Origin of the sequence: Amantichitinum ursilacus (assembly GCF_001294205.1) — a bacterium.
In the GTDB taxonomy this organism is placed as follows: Bacteria; Pseudomonadota; Gammaproteobacteria; order Burkholderiales; family Chitinibacteraceae; genus Amantichitinum; species Amantichitinum ursilacus.
This window is the reverse complement of sequence record NZ_LAQT01000003.1, coordinates 1-24141: the sequence shown is the minus strand read 5'-3', so window position 1 is coordinate 24141 and position 24141 is coordinate 1. Positions and strand designations below refer to the sequence as shown.

The 24141-nt window shown below is 59.0% G+C and carries 21 protein-coding genes and 1 pseudogene; 10 read left to right on the top strand and 12 right to left on the bottom strand.

Translation table 11 applies throughout. The annotated features are described in order from the left end of the window. Positions 1-42: 42 nt before the first annotated feature. The 3 genes from WG78_RS04875 to WG78_RS04865 form a co-directional block, all read right to left on the bottom strand. Positions 43-639 (bottom strand): 2OG-Fe(II) oxygenase, encoded by a 597-nt coding sequence (locus tag WG78_RS04875; RefSeq protein ID WP_053936682.1) that lies wholly within the window; start codon positions 637-639, stop codon positions 43-45. Next, positions 599-2680 carry a site-specific recombinase gene (locus WG78_RS04870; RefSeq protein WP_053936681.1) on the bottom strand — a complete coding sequence of 694 codons (2082 nt, stop codon included), beginning with the start codon at positions 2678-2680 and terminating at the stop codon, positions 599-601. The genes WG78_RS04875 and WG78_RS04870 overlap by 41 nt, the downstream gene beginning before the upstream one ends. A gap of 72 nt (positions 2681-2752) precedes the next feature. Further along, positions 2753-3619: a fructosamine kinase family protein gene (locus tag WG78_RS04865; RefSeq protein ID WP_053936680.1), complete on the bottom strand. Its 867-nt coding sequence runs from the start codon at positions 3617-3619 to the stop codon at positions 2753-2755. A gap of 372 nt (positions 3620-3991) precedes the next feature. Between WG78_RS04865 and bcaP the strand changes: the two genes are divergently transcribed. The 5 genes and pseudogenes from bcaP to WG78_RS04840 all read left to right on the top strand — a co-directional run bounded on the left by bcaP (position 3992) and on the right by WG78_RS04840 (position 9551). Beyond that, entirely contained in the window at positions 3992-5377 is a 1386-nt protein-coding gene (gene bcaP / locus WG78_RS04860; RefSeq protein WP_053936679.1) for a branched-chain amino acid transporter BcaP, read from the top strand. A gap of 106 nt (positions 5378-5483) precedes the next feature. Further along, positions 5484-6068, top strand: coding sequence for a GNAT family N-acetyltransferase (locus tag WG78_RS04855; RefSeq protein ID WP_053936678.1), 585 nt, complete (start codon positions 5484-5486; stop codon positions 6066-6068). Between the two features lie 47 nt (positions 6069-6115). Beyond that, positions 6116-6754 (top strand): annotated as a pseudogene (locus WG78_RS04850) (phosphatidylserine decarboxylase); the annotation flags it as partial. Between the two features lie 93 nt (positions 6755-6847). Beyond that, complete coding sequence (gene pssA, locus WG78_RS04845) at positions 6848-7645, top strand: CDP-diacylglycerol--serine O-phosphatidyltransferase (RefSeq protein WP_053936676.1); 798 nt, start codon at positions 6848-6850, stop codon at positions 7643-7645. Between the two features lie 115 nt (positions 7646-7760). Next, the gene (locus tag WG78_RS04840; protein WP_053936675.1) at positions 7761-9551 is read left to right on the top strand and encodes a 2-isopropylmalate synthase; all 1791 of its coding nucleotides are present in this window, start codon (positions 7761-7763) and stop codon (positions 9549-9551) included. Positions 9552-9937: 386 nt separating this feature from the next. Here WG78_RS04840 and WG78_RS04835 read toward each other — a convergent pair whose 3' ends face one another. Together WG78_RS04835 and wrbA are read right to left on the bottom strand one after the other, a co-directional pair. Beyond that, the gene (locus WG78_RS04835) at positions 9938-10339 is read right to left on the bottom strand and encodes a DUF2069 domain-containing protein (RefSeq protein WP_053936674.1); all 402 of its coding nucleotides are present in this window, start codon (positions 10337-10339) and stop codon (positions 9938-9940) included. Beyond that, on the bottom strand, positions 10336-10935 hold the full coding sequence (gene wrbA, locus WG78_RS04830) for an NAD(P)H:quinone oxidoreductase (protein ID WP_053937010.1): 600 nt from the start codon (positions 10933-10935) through the stop codon (positions 10336-10338). The genes WG78_RS04835 and wrbA overlap by 4 nt, the downstream gene beginning before the upstream one ends. A gap of 95 nt (positions 10936-11030) precedes the next feature. Here wrbA and WG78_RS04825 point away from each other — a divergent pair, with 95 nt between their 5' ends. Beyond that, the gene (locus WG78_RS04825; RefSeq protein ID WP_053936673.1) at positions 11031-12281 is read left to right on the top strand and encodes a YihY family inner membrane protein; all 1251 of its coding nucleotides are present in this window, start codon (positions 11031-11033) and stop codon (positions 12279-12281) included. On the opposite strand, the gene aroB is transcribed toward WG78_RS04825, so the two are convergent. From aroB to WG78_RS04790, 7 genes are all read right to left on the bottom strand, one after another. Further along, positions 12236-13342 (bottom strand): 3-dehydroquinate synthase, encoded by a 1107-nt coding sequence (gene aroB, locus WG78_RS04820; RefSeq protein ID WP_053936672.1) that lies wholly within the window; start codon positions 13340-13342, stop codon positions 12236-12238. The two genes, WG78_RS04825 and aroB, sit on opposite strands and share 46 nt — an antisense overlap. Then, entirely contained in the window at positions 13329-13871 is a 543-nt protein-coding gene (locus WG78_RS04815; RefSeq protein WP_053936671.1) for a shikimate kinase, read from the bottom strand. Before WG78_RS04815 ends, aroB begins: the two co-directional genes overlap by 14 nt. Positions 13872-14001: 130 nt before the next feature. Continuing rightward, complete coding sequence (locus WG78_RS04810) at positions 14002-16077, bottom strand: type IV pilus secretin PilQ (RefSeq protein WP_053936670.1); 2076 nt, start codon at positions 16075-16077, stop codon at positions 14002-14004. Then, positions 16074-16637 carry a pilus assembly protein PilP gene (locus tag WG78_RS04805; RefSeq protein WP_236691981.1) on the bottom strand — a complete coding sequence of 188 codons (564 nt, stop codon included), beginning with the start codon at positions 16635-16637 and terminating at the stop codon, positions 16074-16076. The genes WG78_RS04810 and WG78_RS04805 overlap by 4 nt, the downstream gene beginning before the upstream one ends. Positions 16638-16642: 5 nt before the next feature. Continuing rightward, a complete protein-coding gene (locus WG78_RS04800) occupies positions 16643-17272 on the bottom strand; it encodes a type IV pilus inner membrane component PilO (protein ID WP_053936668.1) in 630 nt (209 codons plus the stop codon). Continuing rightward, complete coding sequence (locus WG78_RS04795; RefSeq protein ID WP_236691980.1) at positions 17269-17799, bottom strand: PilN domain-containing protein; 531 nt, start codon at positions 17797-17799, stop codon at positions 17269-17271. Before WG78_RS04795 ends, WG78_RS04800 begins: the two co-directional genes overlap by 4 nt. Positions 17800-17858: 59 nt before the next feature. Continuing rightward, positions 17859-18935, bottom strand: a complete 1077-nt coding sequence (locus WG78_RS04790; protein ID WP_236691979.1) for a pilus assembly protein PilM — start codon at positions 18933-18935, stop codon at positions 17859-17861. Positions 18936-19103: 168 nt separating this feature from the next. Here WG78_RS04790 and WG78_RS04785 point away from each other — a divergent pair, with 168 nt between their 5' ends. The 4 genes from WG78_RS04785 (at position 19104) to WG78_RS04770 (ending at position 24090) form a co-directional block, all read left to right on the top strand. Further along, on the top strand, positions 19104-21407 hold the full coding sequence (locus tag WG78_RS04785; RefSeq protein ID WP_053936665.1) for a penicillin-binding protein 1A: 2304 nt from the start codon (positions 19104-19106) through the stop codon (positions 21405-21407). Between the two features lie 207 nt (positions 21408-21614). Beyond that, the gene (locus WG78_RS04780; RefSeq protein ID WP_152969066.1) at positions 21615-22232 is read left to right on the top strand and encodes a nucleotidyltransferase domain-containing protein; all 618 of its coding nucleotides are present in this window, start codon (positions 21615-21617) and stop codon (positions 22230-22232) included. A 14-nt stretch (positions 22233-22246) separates the two neighbouring features. Further along, entirely contained in the window at positions 22247-22642 is a 396-nt protein-coding gene (locus WG78_RS04775) for a flagellar brake protein (RefSeq protein ID WP_053936664.1), read from the top strand. Next, on the top strand, positions 22639-24090 hold the full coding sequence (locus WG78_RS04770) for a bifunctional ADP-dependent NAD(P)H-hydrate dehydratase/NAD(P)H-hydrate epimerase (protein WP_053936663.1): 1452 nt from the start codon (positions 22639-22641) through the stop codon (positions 24088-24090). Before WG78_RS04775 ends, WG78_RS04770 begins: the two co-directional genes overlap by 4 nt. The last annotated feature ends 51 nt before the right edge of the window (positions 24091-24141 follow it).

Genomic DNA, 24141 nt, shown 5'->3' with positions numbered 1-24141 from the left:
TTAAAGGTATGGAGCGGGCTGGGCGCCCCGTCTACACCCGTGCTATGGCCGTTGCGCGCGGCGGAACCAGCCAGTCATCGAGCGGCGTTCACGGCGGGCGGGCAAGACCTCGTGTTCATAGCGATCAGACATAAACAACACCAGTGTTCCGCCCAACGGCGTTACATCCAGCGGCGGCGCGTCGTCGTGCAAAAACATGCGCAACTGGCCGCCATCTTCTGCCGCCCAATCCGCATCATTGAGGTACAGCACAAACGTCACCACACGGGTATCGGCATTGCGATGCTGGTCCAGATGGCGCTTGTAGAACGAGCCCGCCGGGTAGACCGCAAAATGCGCTTCAAATTCGGCCAGCCCCAGAAATAGCGACTGGTTAAACGCCTGCCGCATTGCTTCCAGCTGATCCAGTACCGGCACCGCCAGCACGTCGTCGCGTTCCAGCCATAACACGTCATCGCCGCGGATGCTGTCGTCGCGTTGATACCCCTGTTGCCGACCGATACCCGCCGCGTGGAAAGTAGCGCGGCGCGCATCGATATCGGCGCGTAAGGCGGCCACCTGTTGCGGCGTCAAAAAGCCCGGCCACACGGCATAGCCGTTATCGACCAGCGCCTGCACGGCGTCGTTGAACCCAGTCAAGCACTGTCTCCTCTTTCAATTCGACCACTTTGGTGGCCGACGTGGTGGCCGCGGGTTTGGTGCGCGGCGGAATCAGAAAATCCTGCGGTCGGCGCAAGGCACGGCGCAGCAGGCGGCCCACGATCGGACGGGTGGCGCGCAAGGTCAGCTTGCGCGAGCGCAGCGCCACCCATAGCGCCAGCCCGAAACTCACCACCAGGTTGGTCAGGCCGATCAGCCCGATGCCCAGCGCCGACATCAACACCAGATTGAGCGGCAGCTGGAAGTTCAGCGAGACGGCCGCATACGATAAGTACGCCGACGAAAAGGTGATATGACGAATATCAATCGGCAGTCCGAACAACACGCCAATAGTGCCGATCGTGCCCAGCATCAGGCCAAAATAAAAATTACCGGCCAGCGCGCCCAGGTTGTCGCCCAGATAAGTGCCAAAGCGGCGCGCGCGCGATTCGCCCATCAGCCGGTTAAGCCAACGCAAAGCGGCAATGCGCTGCGGGATCTGGTTATACAACGACTTGTTGTCGTAGTAACCCGAAATCAGGCCCGACAAGAACAGGCAGACGCCGGCAATGGCGGCATGAAAGATCGCCGGGCTTAGTACCGGGCTCAGATCGGTCAGCAAATGGCCGGCCTTGTTCATATCCACCACCGGGTGGCCATAGGCCCACACCCACGCCATCGCGATCGCCAATGCGGTGGGCATCGCCAGCATCACGTTACCCACGATGGCAATAAACTGCGTGCGGATCACCTTGATGATCAGCTCGGTCAGTGCGTCCAGATCGGCCGCCTTGATCTTGCCGCCCCGGCTGCCCTGGTGCAGCGTGGCGGCGATTTTGGCTGCAGTCATGGCAGGCTGTTTGGTGGCAATCGTGCAATGCAGCACGTGGATCAGCATAAAGCCAAACGAATAGTTAAGACCAAACGCCAATGCCTCAAGCAATAGCGGCAAATGCGCTTTGGCAAACAGTAGTTTCAGCACCGACATAAAGCCGACAATCACGCCCGCGCCCGCGGCGGACCAGAACATGTTGCGCCACTCTTTGCGCGTTTCGGCGATGTAATGCTCGCCGGTGTGGCTGGCGTGTTCGGTAACCTGCAGCGCGATCAGCTCGGTGTTTTCCGCAAACACATCGCGTAATGAATGCTTGCGGTTTTCGGCGCGCACCAGCGCAATCGAAATGGCCAGAATGGCCTCGCCTTTTTCGGTGGATTGATGGGGCGACACCAGCCGCAGCAAGGCTTTCAGGCGTTCGATATGCTGCGTCAGTCGCAACAGATGGTAGGTGAGGCTCACCGATACGCCCTGGCGCATGGCATTGCGCCGCACCTTGGCCACCACTTCTTCGCACTGGCTTAGCAACACCAGAATATGCAGCTCGTCCTCTAGCGCCACGGACTTATCGGTGGTCCATTGCAGATACAGCTCGATAAAGCGCTGCACCTCGGAATGCTGACGAATAAATGGCGACACAAAGCGTTCGGCATCCGAATGATTGCGCACCACTTCCGGTTCCAGCCCGATGGCCGCGATGCGGGTGGACAGCACCTGGATGGCCTCAAGCATTTGCACGCGGATATGGTTAAGGCTGTCCTGATCGTGTTCTTCGTCGATATGCAATGCGTGGCCAAGCTGAAACCACACCTCCTGCGGCACAGCCTCCAGCCAGATGTAATCGTTATGGCGAAAAAACACGCTGCCAAACAGATCGCGTAATGAATGCGGATTGGGCGCGGGCGGCAACATGCGATCGCCAATACGGCGTGACAAGGCCGAGAAAAAGCTCTCGTTCGACAAGATGCCGGTGTCGGCATAAAACTGCACTTGCTGGCGGTTGGACAGCACGCGCAACAACGTACGGCGCAGACCGGCGCGCAGTTCGGGCGAGAGTTCCAGCTGATAGGCCAGCGCCTGCACGCTATTGATGGCCGCCTGCGCGTCATCGGCGCGTTTGGGCCGCATCGCGGCGACCAGTTGGCGCAGTAGTTCCGGCGCGCGCTCGGGTGGCGCGACGGTCATGGCCTGCAACGAATCCTGCATGCATACTCCTTGGGCGGTAGCGCGCGGTTGGGTCAAATGGGCGCGATACCGGGGTTTTCAATCCGATCAGTCTTAATCGGCAATACTCACGACCAGTCGTTCGATCAGGCGTTCCGCCTGGGCGGCATAGCCGCCGCCAAACAGGTTGGTGTGATTGAGCACGTGGTACAGGTTGTACAGATCGCGCCGCAAGGCAAAGCCGGCATCCACAGGCCATGCTTTTTCATAGGCGGCATAAAAACGCGGGCCGAAGCCACCAAACAGCGAGGTGAGCGCCAGATCGGTTTCGCGATCGCCAAAATAGCAGGCGGGATCAAACAACACCGGCGTGCTGCCGCCCACCCAGCCGACATTGCCGCCCCACAGATCGCCATGCAGCAGCGATGGCTGCGGCTGATAGCCGGCAAAAAAGCGCTCCAGCCCGTCCAGCAAGGCCGGCGCGCGTTTAAAACGATAGCCGTTGCTGTGAGCCAGTTTCAGCTGGAATTCCAGCCGTTGCTCGCGATAAAAACTGATCCAGTCCGCCCGCCAGGCATTGTGTTGCGGCGTGCTGCCTATCGTATTGTCGGCGGGCCAGCCATAGCGGTCGCCATGTACGCGATGCAGGGCTGCCAGCGCGGTGCCCAATGCGGCCTCGTCACCTTGATGCTGCAGATCCAGCCATTCCAGCGCGATAAACGCCTGATCTTCCGCCACGCCGCAACCCAGAACAGCGGGCACGCGGATATGCGGCGTCAGCGCCTGCAAACCGACACGCTCGGCTTCGAACATCGCCAGCCGCTCAGGCCGGTTCAGCTTGATAAACCACGTGCCAGCGTCAGTCTGCACGCGCCATGCGGCATTGATGGAACCGCCACTGACGGCGCGGCTGGAGAGGATGTGCACGCGCTGTTGCAGACACTGGCCCAGCGCGGCGGCAAGCAGGCTTGGTGAGGTCATGGGCGTCTCCGGAATGCTTGCAGCATGCCCGAAGCCAGTAACGGCTTCCACCCTGTTTACGCCATCTGTAACCCGATCAGAGGGCACTCAGGCCCGCCATACCCTTGATTTGCGGCAAAGAAATGCAAAAGAGTCATCGTATTAGGGATATCGAAGCTATCTGCGCGCCAGGCACGTGTGTATTGTCCGGGCCACGCCTTTGCGAACTGACCATCCGGTCAACCCGATTGTGGTTCGCGCCGGTGATCCGCCCACCTGCACCATCCCGCAAGTCCGCCGCTCACCGTTTCTTTCTGCCCACGAGGCATGCAGTCTTGCCGCGCGCGCTAACCCAGCGCCGCGGTTTCACAGCAACCTTCGAAAGCTATTCTGATGAAACTGTTTCGTACCAAAAACATCGACGCGATGATCGCCGCCAGTGGCGTCTCGCAACTTAAAAAAGCGCTCGGCCCGGTCGACCTGATCCTGATGGGTATCGGCGCGATTATCGGCACCGGCATTTTTGTGCTGACCGGCACCGGCGCGCTCACCGCCGGCCCGGCGCTGACCCTGTCATTTGTGCTGGCCGCCATCGCATGTGGCTTGTCGGCGCTGGCGTATGCCGAATTCGCCTCGGCCATTCCGGTCTCGGGCTCGATCTATACGTATTCCTACGCCACGCTCGGCGAGCTGGTGGCGTGGATTATTGGCTGGGATTTGCTGCTGGAATATGGCCTGGCCGCATCGGCAGTGTCCGTGGGCTGGTCGGGCTATCTGCAGTCGCTGCTGCACGGGTTTCATATCGACTTGCCGACGGTACTGACCGCCGCGCCGGGTGCAGTGCCGGGCAAGTACACGCTGATCAACCTGCCCGCCTTTGCCATCATGATGGCGATTACAGCGCTGGTTTCAGTGGGCGTGGCTGGCTTTGCCCGGCTTAACAACGTGCTCGTGGCGATCAAGGTCGGCATCGTGCTGCTGTTTATTGTGGTGGGCGTGGGCTATGTCAAACCCGCCAACTGGACCCCGTTTATGCCATTCGGCTTTAACGGCGTGTTCAATGCCGCAGCGCTGGTGTTCTTTGCCTTTATCGGCTTTGACGCGGTGTCTTCGGCGGCCGAAGAAGTGCGCAATCCCAAGCGCGATCTGCCGATTGGCATCATCGGTTCGCTGGCGGTGTGCACGCTGCTGTATGTGGCGGTGTCGGCCATCATGACGGGCATCGTGCCGTTTGCGCAGTTTGCGGGCGTGGATCATCCGGTATCGCTGGCGCTGCAATATGCGGGCCAGAACTGGGTGGCTGGCTTTGTTGATCTGGGCGCCATCCTGGGCATGACCACGGTGATTCTGGTGATGACCTATGGCCAGACGCGCGTGATTTTTGCGATGTCTCGCGATGGTCTGCTGCCGTCGGGCCTGTCCAAAGTGCATCCACGCTTTAAAACGCCGTGGCTGACCACGTGGCTGGTGGGCTTTGTGTTTGCGATTCTGGCCGCGCTGGTGCCGCTGAATGTGCTGGCCGAGCTGATCAATATCGGTACGCTGGCGGCATTCTCGCTGGTGTCGATCAGCGTGATCGTGCTGCGCAAAACGCGGCCCGATCTGCATCGCGCTTTCCGCTGCCCGGGCGTGCCGGTGTTGCCGCTGGTGGCGGTGGCGTTCTGCGTCTTCCTGATGTGCCATCTGGGCGCGGTGACGTGGACCGCGTTTGGTATCTGGTTGTTGATCGGCCTGGCCATCTATTTTGTGTATTCGCGCAAGCACTCGGCGCTGGCGTAAATAACGTCGGCGTATCAAGCCGGGTAAAGCGGGGGCTGCGGCCCCCGCTGCGCATTGTGGCGCGTAGCGTGTACATTGAAATCTTTGACACTTTTTGCCGCAGGCCATGCCCGATATCCCGGTTTTGCTCACGCCCCGCTTGTTGCTAAGCGGTTTTACCGTTGCCGACGCCGATCGTATCGCCGAATTTGCTGGCGATTTTGGCGTGGCCGAAATGCTGGTCAACACGCCACATCCCTACCCGGATGGCATGGCGCAAGCATGGGTGGACACGCACGAAGAACACTGGAATCGCGGCAATGCGCTGTATCTGGCCGTGCGCGACCGCGCCGACGGCCGAATGCTGGGCTGCGTGGAGCTGCACGATATGCAGCCGGGCCATCGCGCCGAGCTGGGTTACTGGATGGCCCAGCCGTACTGGGGCCGTGGTTACGCCACCGAAGCTGCCCGCGCCTTGGTCATTTTTGCGTTTCAGCATCTGGGCCTGTACCGGCTGGACGCCACGGCCTTTGCACGCAATGCGCCGTCAATATGCATTCTGGAACGGCTGGGCTTTCAGTCAGAAGGGCTGCGGCCAGGCTATACCAGAAGCATTGCGGGCCTTGAAGACGTGCTGTTATACGGCCTGCTGCGCGAAGATTTTTTACGCATGCTGGCGCTCGCCGCGCCCGACACGGCTCAGGGTGGCTGAGTTACAATCGGCCCTCTGCGTATGCAACTCGGACAAGATAAAAAGACATGAACAACCACTATCCCCACCCTATTCTGGCCCGCGAAGGTTGGCCGTTTATTACGATCGCCATCGTCGTGTCGCTGCTGGTTACCTGGCTGGCGGGCTGGTGGTCCATTCCGTTCTGGATCGTCACCGTGTTTGTGGTGCAGTTTTTCCGCGATCCGGCGCGGGTGATTCCGCAAGACCCCAAGGCCGTGCTGAGCCCCGCCGATGGCCGCATTGTGGTGGTCGAAAAAGCCATGGACCCGTATCGCAAAGTGGAAGCGCTGAAGATCAGCGTGTTCATGAACGTGTTCAATGTGCACTCCAACCGTAGCCCCGTGGATGGCCGCGTGGACGAAGTGGTGTACAACGCCGGTTCGTTTCTGAACGCCGCCGTCTCCAAGGCCTCGACTGAAAACGAGCGCAACGCGGTGTTGGCGACGCTGGCTGATGGCACCAAGGTAACCTACGTGCAGATCGCGGGCCTGGTGGCGCGCCGTATCGTGTGTTACGCCAAGGTGGGCGACCAACTGGCGCGTGGCCAGCGTTATGGCTTTATCCGCTTTGGTTCGCGCGTTGATGTGTACCTGCCGCTGACCGCGCAAGCGCGCGTGACCATCGGTGACAAGGTTTCGGCCACCGAAACCATTCTGGCTGAACTGGCCTGACGCCAGCGCCAGCTCGTCGCGATCATGATCATGGTTGCGGCCGGGCTGGCGGCCTGCAATTGAAGTTGTAATCGCTGACGGATCGCTATGCCCAATCCCTTGCCCGTGCCTAACAAGCGCAATATCAATATCCGCCGCCAAAGCATTTATCTGCTGCCCAATCTGTTTACGCTGGCGGCGCTGTTCGCAGGCTTTTACGCCATCGTGCAGTCGATGAACAAAAACTTTGTGCCTGCTGCAGTGGCCATTTTTGTGGCGATGGTGCTTGATGGCCTGGATGGCCGCGTGGCACGCATGACCAAAACGCAATCGGCGTTTGGCGCGGAGTTCGATAGCCTGTCCGACATGGTGTCTTTCGGTGTGGCCCCGGCGCTGGTGGTGTACGAATGGGCGCTGCGTGATTTTGGCAAAGTGGGCTGGATGGTGGCGTTTGTGTACTGCGCCGGCGCGGCGCTGCGCCTGGCGCGCTTTAACACCAATCTGGAAGTGACCGACAAGCGCTGGTTTCAGGGCCTGCCGTCACCTTCGGCCGCGGCGCTGGTGGCCGGGCTGGTGTGGATCTGCCACGAATACGCCGATGACCTCTACATCCTGACCGGCATCATGCCGTGGGTAGCGCTGTTTCTCACCTTGTTTGCCGGGCTGACGATGGTGTCCAACGTCAAGTTCTGGAGCTTCAAGGAAATCAATATGCGCAAGACGGTGCCGTTTGTGGCACTGCTGGCGTTGATGCTGTTGCTGATGTTGCTGGTGGCCAAGCCGCCACTGGTGCTGTTCTGCATGTTTATCGCCTATGGCTTCTCGGGCTATGTGATGTGGGTGTGGCGCTTTATCGGGCGCGGTAAACCGGCCCGCCTGGCCAATCACAATCGCCACGATGTCTAATTTTGTCTAACGTTCGATGTTCTCAGCGAACCTTTAGCGTTAAATCGGACAAAATGTTTTGACTTAATGTCCACGGTCGTTTTATGCTGTCCAACATTCTGAGTTGGAGCATGACATGTCCGTGGACATTGAACGTTTGATCGCACAGTTCGGCGGCCCCAGTGAGCTGGCTGATGCGCTGAATCGCCTCTTCCCCGACGATCCCGTCTCGCGCGCCGCCATCTATAAGTGGCGCGAACGCGGCTCCATGCCGTTGTCCCAGCTCAATCGTGTTTCGCAACTTGCCGCCAGTCAGGGGCGTTCCTTCGACATCCAGTCCTTTTTTAGCGGCACGGCCAGCGTGGCCAGCACACGGAGCACACCAAACATGGGCGAACGTCTGTTTGTATTCGACACCACCTTGCGCGACGGCGAGCAATCGCCCGGCGCTTCGATGACGCGTGAAGAAAAAATCCGCATTGCCCGCCAGCTGGAGCGCCTGGGTGTTGATGTGATCGAAGCCGGTTTTGCCGCCGCCAGCCCGGGCGATGCCGAATCAATCCGCACCATCGCCGGCATCATCAAAGAATCCACCGTCTGTTCGCTGGCCCGCGCCAACGAGCGTGATGTGCGCGCCGCAGGCGAAGCCATCCGCCCGGCCGCGCGTGGCCGTGTGCATACGTTTATCGCCACCAGCCCGATCCATATGGAAAAGAAGCTGCGCATGGCGCCCGAGCAAGTGGTGGAAGCCGCCGTCAAATCGGTGTTGATCGCTCGCGAATATACCGATGACGTCGAATTCTCGGCCGAAGATGCATTGCGCTCCGACCCGGCATTCCTTGCGTATATCTTTGGCGAAGTGATCAAGGCAGGCGCGAAAACCATCAACGTGCCCGACACCGTCGGTTACGCCATTCCGGGCCTGACCGAACGCTTTTTCCGCGATCTGATCGCAGCCACACCGGGCGGTGAATCGGTGATCTGGTCGGCGCATTGCCACGACGATCTGGGCATGGCCGTGGCCAACTCACTGGCAGCAGTGCTGGGCGGCGCGCGGCAGGTGGAATGCACCATCAATGGCTTGGGCGAACGCGCTGGCAATGCCAGCCTCGAAGAAATCGTGATGGCGGTGAAAACGCGCAAGGATGTCTTCCAGGTCGAAACGCAAATCGACGCCACGCAAATTGTGCCGACGTCCAAGCTGGTGTCCACCATTACCGGTTACCCGGTGCAGCCGAACAAGGCCATTGTCGGCGCGAATGCGTTTGCGCACGAATCGGGTATCCATCAGGACGGCGTGCTCAAGCATCGTGAAACCTACGAGATCATGAGCGCCGAATCGGTGGGCTGGAGCACCAACCGTTTGACCCTGGGCAAGCTGTCGGGCCGCAATGCGTTCAAGACCAAGCTGGGCGAACTGGGCATCGAGCTGGCCAGCGAAGAAGCGCTCAACGCAGCGTTTGCGCGCTTTAAAGAACTGGCTGACCGCAAGCGCGAGATCTTCGACGAGGATTTACACGCGCTGGTCTCGGCCGAGCTGATCAACAAAGAACAAGATACCTGGCGTCTGACCTCGCTGAAGGTGGTTTCGGAAACCGGCGAGATCCCGACCGCAACGTTAGTGATGGCCGAAAACGGCACCGAAAAACGCGTGCAATGCGAGGGCGACGGCCCGATCGATGCCGCCTTCAAGGCGATCGAATCGATTGTGGGCAGCGGCGCGGAATTACAGCTTTATTCGGTAAATGCCATTACCCAAGGCACCGACAGCCAGGGCGAAGTGACCGTGCGGCTGGAACGCGATGGTCGCGTCGTCAACGGCCAGGGCGCCGATACCGACATTCTGGTGGCCAGCGCCAAGGCGTATATCTCGGCCGTTAACAAGTTACACAGCAATATCACGCGTACCCATCCGCAACCCGCTTAAGTCGTCGATCAACGCAGCGGACGGGCCTGGTCTTGGGGTGTCTTGACCAGCCCGAATCTTGCGGACTTGCCGGAAACCGCCCCGCCCACCAGGCCGGGGTTGGCGCCCGCCTTACCCAGGCGAGCGGAACCGATCGCACCAGTGGCCAACAGCTTGCTGCGCGGCGACCAGGCTCCGGCACCTTCTCCCTCTTTTCACTTCGCCAGCCGGGTACGCCCCGGGCCTACGCAATGGCATACGGTGGGTCAAGACCCACCGACCAAAGCCGCGCAGAAGAACGCTGCACGCCGATCAATCTTCTCTATGGCTATGAGTGGTGGGTCTAGACCCACCCTATCTGCACCACATGGCACCGCATCGGCTTGGCATTGTGCGGAGATTGCGTCTTAATGCTGCTCGGCTTCCAGAATGCTGGGGCGCATCCATTTCGAGTAATACGAAATCGACAGAAACGCGATGCTGGTGATGATGACCTCAACAAACGCCAGCCCCTGCGACAAACCTTTGTCGCTCCACGCGCGCATCAAACCCTCAGCCCACCACAGCAGCACAAACATCGAACTCCACTGATAGGTATAGCGACGGCCGTGCAGCAAGCCCCGCAGCGGCAGCAGCAAGGGGACAGCTTTTAACGCCAGCGACGAGCCACCCGGCCGCAACGGCGCCAGCCACAGCTCCCATAGCAAGCACAGCGCAATCAGCGCCAGCCAGCACGTAATCGATATCCATTGCGCCCATGCACGCTTCTTCGCCCCGTTTTTCAGCGGCCCGGCCGGACGCCGGCTCATGCCTGTGCCGCCAGTTTCAGCGCCACTTCGGCCAGACGTTTGCCTTGCGCCAACGCCAGCTGTTTTTCGTGATCGGTAATCGGCAGATTGCCTTGCGCGCCCGCCACGTGGCTGGCGCCATACGGCGTGCCGCCGCTTTCGGTGGTCGATAATGCGGTTTCGGTATACGGCAGCCCCACCAGCACCATGCCGTGATGCAACAGCGGCAGCATCATGGTGATCAGCGTGGTTTCGTTACCACCGTGGTGCGACCCGGTACTGGTAAACACCGTGGCCGCCTTGCCCGCCAGCGTGCCGCCGAGCCAGGCGCCCACCGTGCCATCCCAGAAATACTTCATCGGCGCCGCCATATTGCCAAAGCGCGTCGGGCTGCCGACGGCGATGCCAATGCACTGTTCCAGATCGGCGATGCTGACGTAGGGCGCGCCGCTATCGGGGATGGCGGGTTCCGTGGCTTCGGTAACAGTGGACACCTTGGGCACCGTGCGCACCCGGGCGGTGGCGCCGGGCACCGACTCAATGCCGCGTGCGATTAGTTGCGCCAGTTGGCGCGTGGCGCCGTGTGTGCTGTAGTACAGCACCAGAATATCTGCCAAGAGCTTGCTCCGTTCTTTCGATGGGTTGACCCGGACGCGTACGCCCGCAGCCACTTCAGTTAAACTCGGGCGATTATAAATTCTTCGGCGCTGCGATGTTTCATCCTTTAACCCGCCAACATCTCGAAAGCCTGATCACCATCCGTTTCTGGCGGCGGGTTATCGGCTTTGGCCGCTATGTGGGGCATCGCCTGATTAAAGATCGCTGCCTGCAAACGGCGGGCAGCCTGACCTACACCACGCTGCTGGCGTTGATTCCGTTGTTTACCATCGCGTTGACCTTGTTCAGCGCGTTTCCGATGTTCAGCGACTACAGCGCCAAGTTCAAAACCTTTATCTTGCTGAACCTGGTGCCGGATGCGGCGGGCAAGATCATCGGTGTGTATATGCGGCAGTTTTCGGATAACGCCGAAAAACTGACCGCGCTCGGTACAATCGGGCTGGCGGTGACGGCGCTGTTGCTGATCTTTACCATCGAAAAAACCTTCAACGAGATCTGGTCGGTCCGTCGCCCGCGCGGCATTCTGGCGCGCACGCTGATTTACTGGGCGGCGCTGACGCTGGGCCCGGTGGCGCTGGGCATCAGCCTGTCGCTGACGTCGTGGATTTATCATCACAGCGGCGGCTTGATCAGCGGCATTCAGGTGTGGGACACCACCATCCGCGTCGGCCCCTCGCTGGTGATGTTTGCGATGCTGAGTCTGATGTACATCACCATTCCCAACTGTTATGTGCCGCGCAGCCACGCCATTATTGCGGGCGTACTGGTGGGGGTGGCGCTGGAACTGATGAAGGCTTTGTTCGGCCTGTATGTGCAGGCATTTGTGACGCTGAAAATGGTGTACGGCGCGTTTGCCAGCTTCCCGATCTTTCTGACCTGGCTGTATGTGTGCTGGGTAATCATTCTGGGCGGCGCGGTGCTGTCGGCCAGTCTGTCGTACTGGCATGGCGATGCCTGGGAATGGCATGCCCGCCGTGGCACGCGCTTTGAGCAAGCGGTGCGTATCCTGCTGGCCTTGTCCGAGGCGCATGAAAACGGCGTGCTGTTGCACATCAACGAATTGCGCCTTCAGATCAACGTGGGCCTGGATAGCACGCTGACCTTGCTGGACGAGATGCTGGAATGCGGCTGGGTGGAAACAACGCGCGAAGGCGAATGGCTGTTGGCGGCTGCGCCGGCGCGCATCACCTTGCTGGATATCTATGAATGCGTCGAAGCGCCGTTAGCGGCCAAAGAAGGCAGACATATGCAGGAACTGGCGGAGCGCATGCGCACCCCGCTACAAGAAACGCTGGCCGACTACGCCAGGCTGGAAGCCACCGCATCGGCCGAACAACCGGCCTGAAGCGCGCCGCGCACGATGTCGGGGGTCAGCGTGCCGATGTACGACTGGCCCAGCTTTTGCATCAGGATGAACTTGATCTTGCCGGCATCCACTTTCTTGTCTTGCGCCATCAGTTCGGCATAGCGCTCATAGCCAAAGTCCGGTGCTTGCACCGGCAACCCGGCGGCACGGATCAAGCCGGTAATGCGTTGCAGGTCAGCGTCGCTAATCTGGCCCAACAAGCGCGAGGCATGCGCGGCCAGCACCATCCCGGCGGCAACGCCTTCGCCATGCAACCACACGCCGTAGCCCATGCCGGTTTCGATGGCATGGCCAAAGGTGTGGCCCAGGTTCAACAACGCGCGTACGCCTTGTTCTTTTTCGTCTTCACCGACAATGCGCGCCTTGTTCTGGCAGCTGCGTTCGACGGCATAGGTGAGCGCCGCTACATCGCGCGCCATCAGCGCATCAATGTTGGCTTCCAGCCATTCAAAGAACGCCAGATCGTCGATCAGACCGTATTTGATGATCTCGGCCATGCCCGCGGAAAACTCGCGCGGCGGCAGCGTATCCAGCGTAGCCAGATCAGCCAGCACCAGCTGCGGCTGGTAGAACGAGCCAATCATGTTCTTGCCCAGCGGATGGTTGATGGCGGTCTTGCCGCCCACCGAGGAATCAACCTGCGCCAGCAAAGTGGTCGGGATCTGGATAAACGGCACGCCTCGCTGATACACCGCGGCGGCAAAGCCCGTCATATCGCCCACCACGCCGCCACCGAGTGCAATCAGCGTGGTTTTGCGTTCGGCGCGTGCGCCCAGCAGCGCATCAAAAATCAGATTGAGCGTTTCCCAGGTTTTGTATTGCTCGCCATCGGGCAGCACGATCGGCAACACGTCCACGCCGCGCGCCGTGAGCGCATCCACCAGCGGCTGCAGATACAAGGTCGCCACGGTGGTATTGGTGACGATGGCGGCGCGCGGTTGCGGCAACAATGCGCTGATGCGTTCCGCCTGCGCCAGCAAGTCGCGGCCGATCAGGATGTCGTAGGAATCGGGGCCGAGCTCAAGCTTAACGGTGCGCATGAAGTGTTTTCTCAAGTTGCAGAATCAACTGGTGGGTTAGATGCTGGACGGTCTGGCGGCTGGTATCCATCACCAGGTCGGCCACTTCGCGATACAGCGGATCACGCGCTTCAAACAGTTCGGCCAGCCGTGCCTTGGGGTTGGCGGTTTGCAGCAAGGGCCGGTTTTTATCGTGCGCGGTGCGCTGATACAGATCATCGACGCTGGCGCGCAAATAGATGACAAAGCCGCCCCGGCGCAAGGCGGCGCGGTTTTCCGGATTAAGCACCGCGCCTCCGCCGGTGGCCAGCACGATGTCCTGCATGGCGGTCAGCTCGCTGATCACGGCGCATTCACGCGCGCGAAAGCCGCCCTCACCCTCCATCTCGAAGATGGTGGGAATCCGCACACCGGTGCGCGCTTCGATCTCGTGGTCGGAATCAAGAAAGGTCTTGCCGGTGGACCGGGCGAGCGTGCGCCCGACCGTGGTTTTACCGGCGCCCATCAAACCGACGAGAAAAAAATTGCCTGGCATTTTCATGCCAGGCATTTTATCGGAAAGTCCGCCCGGGCGGGCGGCCTTCCTGCTGCGTTGCAGTTGCAACGACAGGCACTGTGAGCGCTTTGCGCTAGAGCCATCTGCCGCCATGAGCATGCAGGATGGCTGTGCTGCGACGCGCTTAACGCAGGGTCAGGTCGGACTGGATGATCTTCGGCGTAATAAAGATCAGCAGCTCGGCGCGGTTGTCGGTATCGATGTGATACTTGAACAGGTTGCCCAGCACCGGGATATCGCCCAGCAGCGGGGTCTTGTCGACCGAGTTGGTCAGCGTCTGCGTATAGATACCGCCGATCACCACCGTACCGCCATTCTCTACCAGCACCTTGGTTTCGATGTGCTTGGTATTGATGGCCGGGCCGTTGGAGGTGGTTTGACCCACGCTGTCCTTGTTGACCTTGACGTCCAGCACTACGTTGCCATCCGGCGTGATTTGCGGGGTAACACGCAGCGACAGGGTTGCATCCTTGAACGCGATGGTGGTGGCACCGTTCTGCGCGCTTTGCGAGTACGGGATTTGCTGACCATCTTCGATCACGGCTTCAACCTGATCGGCCGTCACCAGACGCGGGCTGGAGATAATCTTGCCCTTACTGTCTGCCTCAAGTGCCGACAGTTCCAGACCCAGCAGCCAGTTGGCGCTTTGCGCAACGAGTGCAAACGTCGAGGCATTGCCCACGCCGAGGCCAGTAGCCGGCAGGTTGACGCCCAGCAGATTGCTGGCCGACAGCGTGTTGGCGCTGGAGTTGCCCGTGTTGGAACCGGTGCCGCTGTAGTTGCTCAGGCTTGGCGAAGTACCCACGGTGGTGTTGCCCACGTGGCTGAGCGATGCCCAGCCCAGACGCGCACCCAGCTCGCGGCTGAAGGTATCCGAAGCTTCAACGATACGGGCTTCGATCATCACCTGGCGGACCGGCACGTCGATCTTGTTGATCACGGCGCGAATCTGCTCCAGCTTGCTCGATACATCCTGGATAAACAGCGTATTGGTGCGCGGATCGACCACAATGCTGCCGCGCTTGGACAACATCTGTTGCTTGTCGTCGCTCAGCATCTTCTTGATGTCATCGCCCTTCTGGTACTTGAGCTCAAACGATTCGGTGCGGGTCGGCTCCAGATCGTCCACATTCTTCTGGGCTTCGAACTGTTGCTTCTCTTTGTCAGCCAGCTCGGCGCGCGGGGCAATCCACAGCACGTTGCCGCTCTTGCGCTGATCCAGACCCTTGGCTTGCAGAATGATGTCGAGCGCCTGGTCCCAAGGTACGTCTTTCAGACGCAGGGTAAGGCTGCCGTTAACCGAATCGCTGGTGATGATGTTCAGGCCGGTAAATTCGGCGATCACTTGCAGCACGGTGCGGATTTCAACGTTCTGGAAGTTCAGCGACAGTTTCTCGCCCTTGTACGCGGGCTTGATGGCGCTGATCTTGTTGTCTTCCACCTTGGGGCGGACTTCAACGATAAAGCGGTTTTCGGTCTGGTAGGCCGAGTATTCCCAGTTGCCTTTGGGCTCAATGGCCAGGCGGGTATTTTCGCCCAGCGAATAAGCATCGACCTTGACCACCGGCGTACCGAAGTCGGTGACATCCATGCGGCGCTCAAGGGATTTCGGCAGCGCGGCTTTGGCAAAATCAACCAGCAGCGATTTGCCTTGCGGGCGAATATCGATACCGACGTTCGGATCAGACAAATCCACCACCAGACGGCCTTCACCGTTGGGGCCGCGACGGAAATCCACACCCTTGATGCTTTGCGCGGCGGCGGCCGGCTTGGCATCGGCAAAATGCACCGGGCGGGTTTCGGCTGGCGTGTTGGCTTGCGCGCCATCCAGCGTAATCAGATAGGTATTGCCTTCCACCTTGGCGGTGTAACCGGCTGGTTTTTGCAGGTTAAGCACCAGGCGAGTACGGCCCGAGCCTTCGGCGATATTGAGCACAGTCAGCGCGCTGCCGTTGACCTGAACACTGCTTTTGCCAGCCTGATTGCCCGCGCCCGGAAAATCGAACGCGATACGCGCCGGCTTGGTCACCGAAAAGCTGGTGGGGGTGGGCGGTGTGCCATTAAAGGTCAGCTTGATAATCTGCTTTTCCGGCGTTACCTGGTTGACGTCGACGGCGGTAATATCCGCCGCCATCGCCCACGAGGCGCACAGTGCGCAGGAGACCAGCCATGCTTTTTGCATGATGGATGCCTTGATCATTTTTTCTGCTCCGCTTCTTGCAGGGGAAGCGAAGTTTCGCGCTCCACCCAATCCCCGCCGCTGTCTTCGACGATTTCTTTGAGTTTGACTTCGGTATCAGAAACGACGAGCACCTTGCCGAAGTTCTGACCCATGTAATTACCCACCTTGATCCGGTACAGATTGCCATCCGGTGCGCGAATCAAGGCTTGTACCGTCTTGCCTTGCTGCAGCGTGCCTACGAACACCAGTTTTTCGAGGTCGTAGTTTTCGAGTGCTTCTTTGGGTCGATTGGTATCCGGCGCCACGCCGCCACCCGCTTTGCGGGCCACATCCATCTTGTGCGGGTTGTACGGATCGGATACGTCAAATGCATTGTAGGTAAACGGCGTGTACTGGCGCGCTTCAGGCAGGGGTTCTACCTTGCCGCGCAAGCCTTCACGGCTTTGGGCCATCCACGCACGAAGATCGTCGTTGCCGTCGCCGCAACCGGCCAGCGTTAACGCCAGCAGCGTTAACGCAAGGCCGCGGGCCACGCCGGTACGACTCAGTGCGACGCTGCGAATAGAGTTCATGGGCATGGGTCTCACTTCTTCTTCTTCGCGTCGATTTCGGCCTGATGCACAGCCTGAGCCTCGGCATCATCCAGCGCGCGATAGGTCTTCACGACGGCCGACATGGTCAGCTGATCGGGCGTTTTGGGGACCGTGATCTCGATATTGGTCAGCGTCACAATGCGCGACAGCTGAGCCACATCGCTCACAAACGCCGCCAGATCGTGGTACTTGCCATCAATCTTGATATCGATCGGCATCTCGGCGAATTCTGAGGTCTTGGTCTCGGCGTTCGGCTTGAACAGCTCGAACTGCAGACCGCGGCCCACGCCCGCCTGGTTGATCTCGGTCAGCAGCGTTTCCATTTCCGACTTGTTAGGCAGCTGGCGCAGCAGCGAATCAAACGAGTGGCGGATTTCTTCGAGCTGTTGCTTGTAGGCTTCGAGGTTGATCGCGTTCTTTTCTTTCTCAAGGTATTCAGTCTTGAGCGCGGCTTCCTGGGCTTCGCCCTGGGTGAGCGCATCCATCTGATCACTCCACAGATAGAAATACCCACCCGCGATCACCAGTACAAAGACCACCGCCAACAAGGACATCTGCACCGGCAGCGGCCAGTTGCCCATGTCTTTGGGGTCCAGATTGCGCAGTTCATCAAGCGTCATTGCGGTGCTCCCGGTTTCTTGGCTGCAGCCGGGCCCGATGCGTCTTCGACGGCACGCGTGATCTGCACGTTAAGCGTGAACTCGGACAAACGCTGCAACCCCACCGTGGCGGCTTTCACTTCGATCAGCAGCGGTTGTTCAAACACCGGCGAATCGGCCAGGTTGCGCATCAGCGTCGACACGCGGGCGTTGGATTGCGCGTAGCCGTTAAGCACCAGCAGCGCATCGTTTTGCTTGATGCTCTTCAGGTACACGCCTTCCGGCGTCTGGCGCGTCAGCTGATCCATCACCTTGACGTCTTCAGCCCGATTGGCCTGCAGACGCTCAACCACTTTCTTGCGATCAAGCAGCTGCTGTTTTTCGGTCTTGAGCTTTTCGATCTCGAGAATCTGCTGTTGCAGCTTGTCGTTTTCGGCTTTCAGGAAGTTATTGCGCTCGGTTTGCGTGCTGATACGGCCGTCGTAATACATATAGCCGAGGCCAACCACAGCCACGCCAGCAATAAAGGCCACAGCCAGCATCGCCATATAACGGCGATGCCGTGCCAACCGCGCCTGTTCCCGGTGCGGTAAAAGGTTAATGCGGATCATGACGGGTCAAACCTCCGCATGGCGAGGCCACATGCGATCAGTAAAGAAGGAGCATCCAGCTGGATCTGTTTACCGCGCACCTTGCCGGTGGCCATGCCGTAGAACGGGTTGGCACGCATGGTGCTGGTGACCTGGGTACGGCTGGCCACCGCGTCGTCCAGGCCGTGGATGGCGCTACCGCCGCCCGCCAGCAGGATATGGTCGACCGCGTTGTAATTGCTGGACGTATAAAAGAACTGCAATGAGCGCGAGATTTCCAGCGCCATCGTGTCCATATACGGCTGCAACACTTCGGGTTCGTAGTTTTCAGGCAGGCCGCCGGTCTTTTTGGCGGCTTCGGCCTCGTCCGACGGCAAGTTGAACTTACGCTGGATTTCCTGAGTCAACTGATTGCCCGCGTAAGCCTGATCGCGGCTGTAGATCGACTGGCCATCGCGGAAGATATTCATGTGCATCGCGGTGGCGCCAATGTCGACCACGGCCACAATCTGGCCGTCGCCATTGTTGGGCAACTGGGGTCGCATCAATTCGAAGGCCGCTTGAGTGGCGTACGATTCGACATCGACCACCACCGCTTTGAGGCCAGCGGATTCAATCGCGGCAACGCGCTCGTCCACTTTCTCTTTGCGGGCGGCGGCAATCAGCACTTCCTGTTCGGTCGGCGCGTTCGGCGCGGCGCCCAGAATCTGGAAATCAAGATTGACCTCGTCCAGCGGAAACGGAATGTACTGGTTGGCTTCGGTCTCGACCTGGCCCTCCAGCTCACGCTCCGACAGGTCGCCCGGCACCAGGATTTTTTTGGTGATGACGGCGGCGGCAGGCAGCGCGATCGACACGGTCTTCAGACGCGTGCCCATCTGTTTCCAGGCGCGACGCACGGCTTCGGCCACTGCGTCCATATTGGCGATATTGCCGTCAGAAACGGCGTCCTTGGGCAACGGCTCGATCGCATAGCGTTCGAGGCTGAAATTACGCCCGGTCTGGCCCAGTTCGACCATCTTGACGGCCGAGGAACTGATATCCACACCGATCAGCGGCGGCGCCTTGGGTTTGAGAAAGTCGAGCTTCAACACAGATTTCCTTTTAAAAACAGGAAAGTAGGATAGTTTTCTGTCAAGATACGCAAAAATCCTAGCAAGCCATATAACAATCTGTAAAGGATGCGCGTTAAATCAGATTTTTTTGCAACACGCCCTGATTGTCGTCAATTTCACTAAATATAACGATTTTTAAAACCGCAAATGACCAAACGAATACTTCTAATTGTTCTCGGCATCTTTGGCGGCTTGTTTATTTTTGCCGTCGGTCTGGCTCTTTTTGCCGTCCTTCTGACTTATCCCCGATTACCGCCGCTAGACGCACTCACCGATTACCGTCCCAAAATTCCGCTTCGCGTCTATACGGCAGACGAGATATTAATCGGAGAATTCGGTGAAGAGCGTCGCGCATTCATGCCCATTGATCAGGTACCAGCGGTCATGAAACAAGCCTTGCTGGCGGCCGAGGATGAGCGTTTCTATCAGCACGGTGGTATCGATTATCTCGGCGTGCTACGTGCAATGGCCGGTAATGTGGTGCCGGGCCATGTGCAATCAGGCGCCAGTACCATCACCATGCAAGTTGCACGTAATTTTTATCTCACTAACGAAAAAACTTTTACCCGCAAATTCAATGAGGCTTTGCTCTCATTCAAGATCGAGCACAACCTTTCCAAAGACCAGATTCTGGAGCTTTACCTTAACCAGATTTATCTGGGCCAACGCGCCTACGGTTTTGCCTCTGCCGCGCAAACTTATTTTGGCAAAGACCTGAAACAGATTTCGGTGGCCGAAGCCGCCATGCTGGCCGGCTTGCCTAAAGCGCCGTCCGCATATAACCCGGTTGCTAATTTCAAACGCGCCACATTACGTCAGCAATATGTGCTACGCCGTATGCACGAACTGCGTTTCATCACTGATGATCAGTATCAGCAGGCTTTAAAAGAGCCGCTGCAACTGCATCGCGCCACCCAGGATTTCGCCATCCATGCCGAATATCTTGCTGAGGCCGTGCGCCAGATGATGTATGACCGCTACAAGGATGCCGCGTACACGTCAGGATTCAAGGTTTACACGACACTCGACAGCAAGGACCAGACAGCCGCGTATCTCTCTCTCAGAAAAGGCTTGCTGGATTACGACCAGCGCCACGGTTATCGTGGGCCTGAAGGGTTCATCGACCCGGAACTGTTCAAGCCTGGAAGTGAGGAAGGGCTTGATGATGCCATGGCTGACATCAAAGATGCGGATGATTTGCTTGCCGCTGTGGTAACTCGCGCATCCCTACAAGAAGTGCAAGCGACTCTTAAGGGCGGCGAAGCCATTACGCTAAGTGCCGATGCGCTGAAAGCCGCGCGGTTTGCGCTGACGGACAAAGCGCCACCCACCGCGCGCATCCGCCCGGGCGCCATTATCCGGGTGCGGCGCGGTGACAAGGGCTGGCAGCTTTCGCAATTGCCCCAGGTGGAAGGCGCGATGGTGGCGCTTGATCCGCAGAACGGCGCGGTGCAGGCCATGGTGGGCGGCTTTGATTTTAATCGCAGCAGTTTTAACCACGTTACGCAGGCATGGCGCCAACCTGGCTCCAGTTTCAAACCTTTCGTGTATTCCGCGGCGCTGGAAAAAGGCGTAACGCCTGCCACCCTGATTAATGATGCGCCGATTGTCATCGATCCGGATCAAGTGGGTGGCCAGAAATGGGAGCCTAAAAACTATGATGGCAAATACGAGGGCATGATGACGGTGCGCAATGCACTGACACATTCCAAAAACCTGGTTTCAATCCGTATTCTGCAATCGATTACGCCGCAATATGCGCAACAATTCGACACGCGATTTGGTTTTACGCCCAAGCAGAATCCGGCTTATCTAACCATGGCTTTAGGCGCAGGTAGCGTAACGGCGATGCAGATGGCCGAAGGTTATTCGGTATTTGCCAATACCGGATACCGGGTTAATTCCTGGTTTATCCAGCGCATTACCGACAGTCGCGGCAAAATCGTGGCGCAAATGGCGCCCGAAGTGGCTGGTGAAAATGCTAAACGCACGCTTGATGCGCGTAATGCATTTGTGATGACCAGCATGATGCAAGATGTGATGCGATTTGGCACCGGATCAAAATCGCGCGTATTAGGGCGACACGATCTGGCCGGTAAAACCGGCACCACTAACGATACCCGCGATGCCTGGTTTGCCGGATATACGCCGGATCTGGTTGCCGTGGCCTGGGTCGGTTTTGATCAGCCGCGTTCATTAGGCGGATCAGAAACAGGCGGCGCGGCGGCATTGCCTATCTGGATTAATTTTATGGCGACGGCACTGGATGGCCGCCCGGAAAAACAATATCCGGTGCCGGAGGGCGTGGTCGCACAAACCATGCAGACCGAGCGCGGCGATCGCACCGAATATTTTTATAGTGAATGGACGCAAACCAACCCCGAACTGGGCTTGGGCAGCGGCACTGCGGCTACGCAACCGCTGGATGAGATCAAGGATTTGCTGTTCTGATTTTAAGGTTGGCAAGCTTACTAAGGACGCCTACCGACTGTCAGCGCATTACGGATTTTGTGCGAACGCAGTAATCGGGTAGCATCCATTGCAGGGTGCTACCCGGCACGTACGGAGGTGAAGGACATGAACCACGCAGTTGCTATGGCTCGCGCCAGTTGCCACTACGGCACGGCGCTAACTGGGTAGTCACGGGAGAGTTCCATCATGGGCAAGCCCTTCACGGCTGATCGACATTCCTTGAGTTTGCGTGCCGAAATTGCACACCAGGCGGCCCGGCTGATTGCAGAAGATCATCTGCATGATTTTGCGTTGGCCAAGAAAAAGGCGGCGCGCCATCTGGGTAGTTCCGACGCACGCGTCCTCCCCTCCAATCAAGAGATCGAAGAAGCACTCGAAAGCTATCGCGCGATCTATCAACCGCAGCACGTGGACAGCCTGCAGGCGCTGCGCGGCAAGGCCGTCAACATGATGCGTCTGCTCAATCAATTCACGCCTTATCTCACTGGCTCGGTGTTGTCCGGCGTGGCCGGACCGCATTCGGACATCAATTTGCTGATTTATCTGGACGACCCGAAAAGCGTCGAGATTTTTCTGCTTAATCACAAGATTGATTACCAGCATCTGGAGCCGCCACCCACGCATCGGCATGCGTCCTGGCCTTCGATTGCGTTCTGGTACGACGACACGCAAATCAAACTCCATGTGCGACCGCGCACTGCGGAACGCCAGACCCAGCGCAAGGAAGAGCGGGCGCGCGTGGATGAAGTCGAAGCGTTGCTGTCCGCCAATCTGGCCGGCCTGACGCCCAGTGCGGCCTACTGAATCAGGAGCAGCGGATGATACCCACCGCGACGGAAGTACCGCTCGACGAAGCCGGACAACGCGATGCGCTGCGTGTGGAGATTGATCCGTCACAGGCCATCTGCTGCTACTGGCCGTCTCCAGGCGGCAGTTCCACGTCGTTGCCGCTGCTGAATCTGAGCGTCGCCGGGGTAGCGCTGAATGCCGACGCTGAACTGCCCGCTACGACCGATATGTTAAGCAATTGCCGCATCACGCTGCCTAGCGCGGGCGATATCGTGGTTGACCTGCAGGTTTGCCAGCTCACGCCCTTACCGCAGGGCGACTGGCGAGTGGGCTGCCGCTTTGTCGATCTGGCCCCGCAGACCGAGCGCCTGATCCAGACCTGGATTTTTCGGGAACAACGCCAACGCCTTGGACGCCAACCATGACGCATCCGCTGTATCTGCGCGCCGAATTACAGAAAATCGAAAGCCAACAACTGGCTCAGGGACTGCCACTGATGGAGCGCGCTGGCACGGCTGCGGCGCGCTGGATCGGCGGGCATTATCCGCGTTCGAGTGTAATCACCGTATTGGTCGGACCCGGGAATAACGGCGGGGACGGTTATGTGTGTGCACGTCATTTATATATCGCCGGATTTACCGTGCATGTGTGGCCGGTATTGCATGTGGGCGATCTAGCAGCGGACGCCAGTCAGGCGCGGCGGCTGTGGCTGGAGCTAGGGCCAGAGCGCATCGCAGGCCTGCCCAGCGACACAACGCTGGTCATTGACGCTGTGTTTGGCATCGGACTTAACCGACCGGTGCCGGAAGATGTCGCGACGACTTTTCGCCAGATCAATGATGCGGGCTTGAATGTAGTTGCGTTGGATATTCCAAGCGGGCTGGACGCTGACAGTGGGCAGATTCATGGCTGCGTGCTGAGCGCCAACCATACGCTGACTTTTATTGGTGACAAACCGGGACTACATACGGCCCACGGGCAGGATGCAGCGGGCGAAGTGGTGCTGTTTGAGCTTGATCTGCCCGCAGCGGCCTATCCCGCCGCGCCAAACACGCTGTATGAGACCACGCGCTTACCCGCGCAACTGCGCCGGCATCAGGAATCCAATAAAGGTACCTTTGGTACGGTTGGGGTTATCGGCGGCGCGGCGGGTATGGCCGGCGCAGCGATCCTGGCGGGACGAGCGGCTTTGCGCCTGGGTGCAGGCAAGGTGCGCATTGGCATGCTTGCGGCAGCGACGGCTTATGATCCGCTGATGCCTGAGCTGATGCTGGCCGATGCGGCCTTGGCCATCAAACAACCGCACGACGTTTGGTTAGTCGGGCCAGGGCTGGGCCGGGACGATACCGCTATCGACGTGCTGACGACCTTGCTAAGCCGCTCAGAACCCTTAGTGCTGGACGCCGATGCACTTAATTTGTTGGCGACACATTCTGCATTGTTTGCGCAATGCAAGGCGCGCCAAGGCGATACCGTCATCACCCCGCACCCTGCCGAAGCCGCGCGGCTGTTGAACAAAGAAACTTCAGCGGTACAGGCGCAACGGCTGGATGCAGTGCGCGAATTAGCCTTCCGCTTGAATGCGGTCGCGTTGATCAAAGGATCGGGAACAGTGGTCAGCGATGGCCTGCAGATCAGCATCAACCAGTCGGGCAATGCCGCGTTGGCTTCGGCAGGCCAAGGCGACGTATTGGGCGGGATGATTGCGGCACTGCTTGCGCAGGGGATGTCAGCGTTGGAAGCGACGCAATTTGGCGTGTATTTGCATGGCGCCGCGGCGGATCAGTGGCTGCAAAGCAATGCCGCGGGCATCGGACTGGGGGCTTCCGAAACGGTGGAGCACGCAAGGACGGTGTTGAATCGATTGAAATAAGCGGGGATGACGGCGGATATTGCTGCTCAGTTCGTCCCTTCGCTTGGGCGG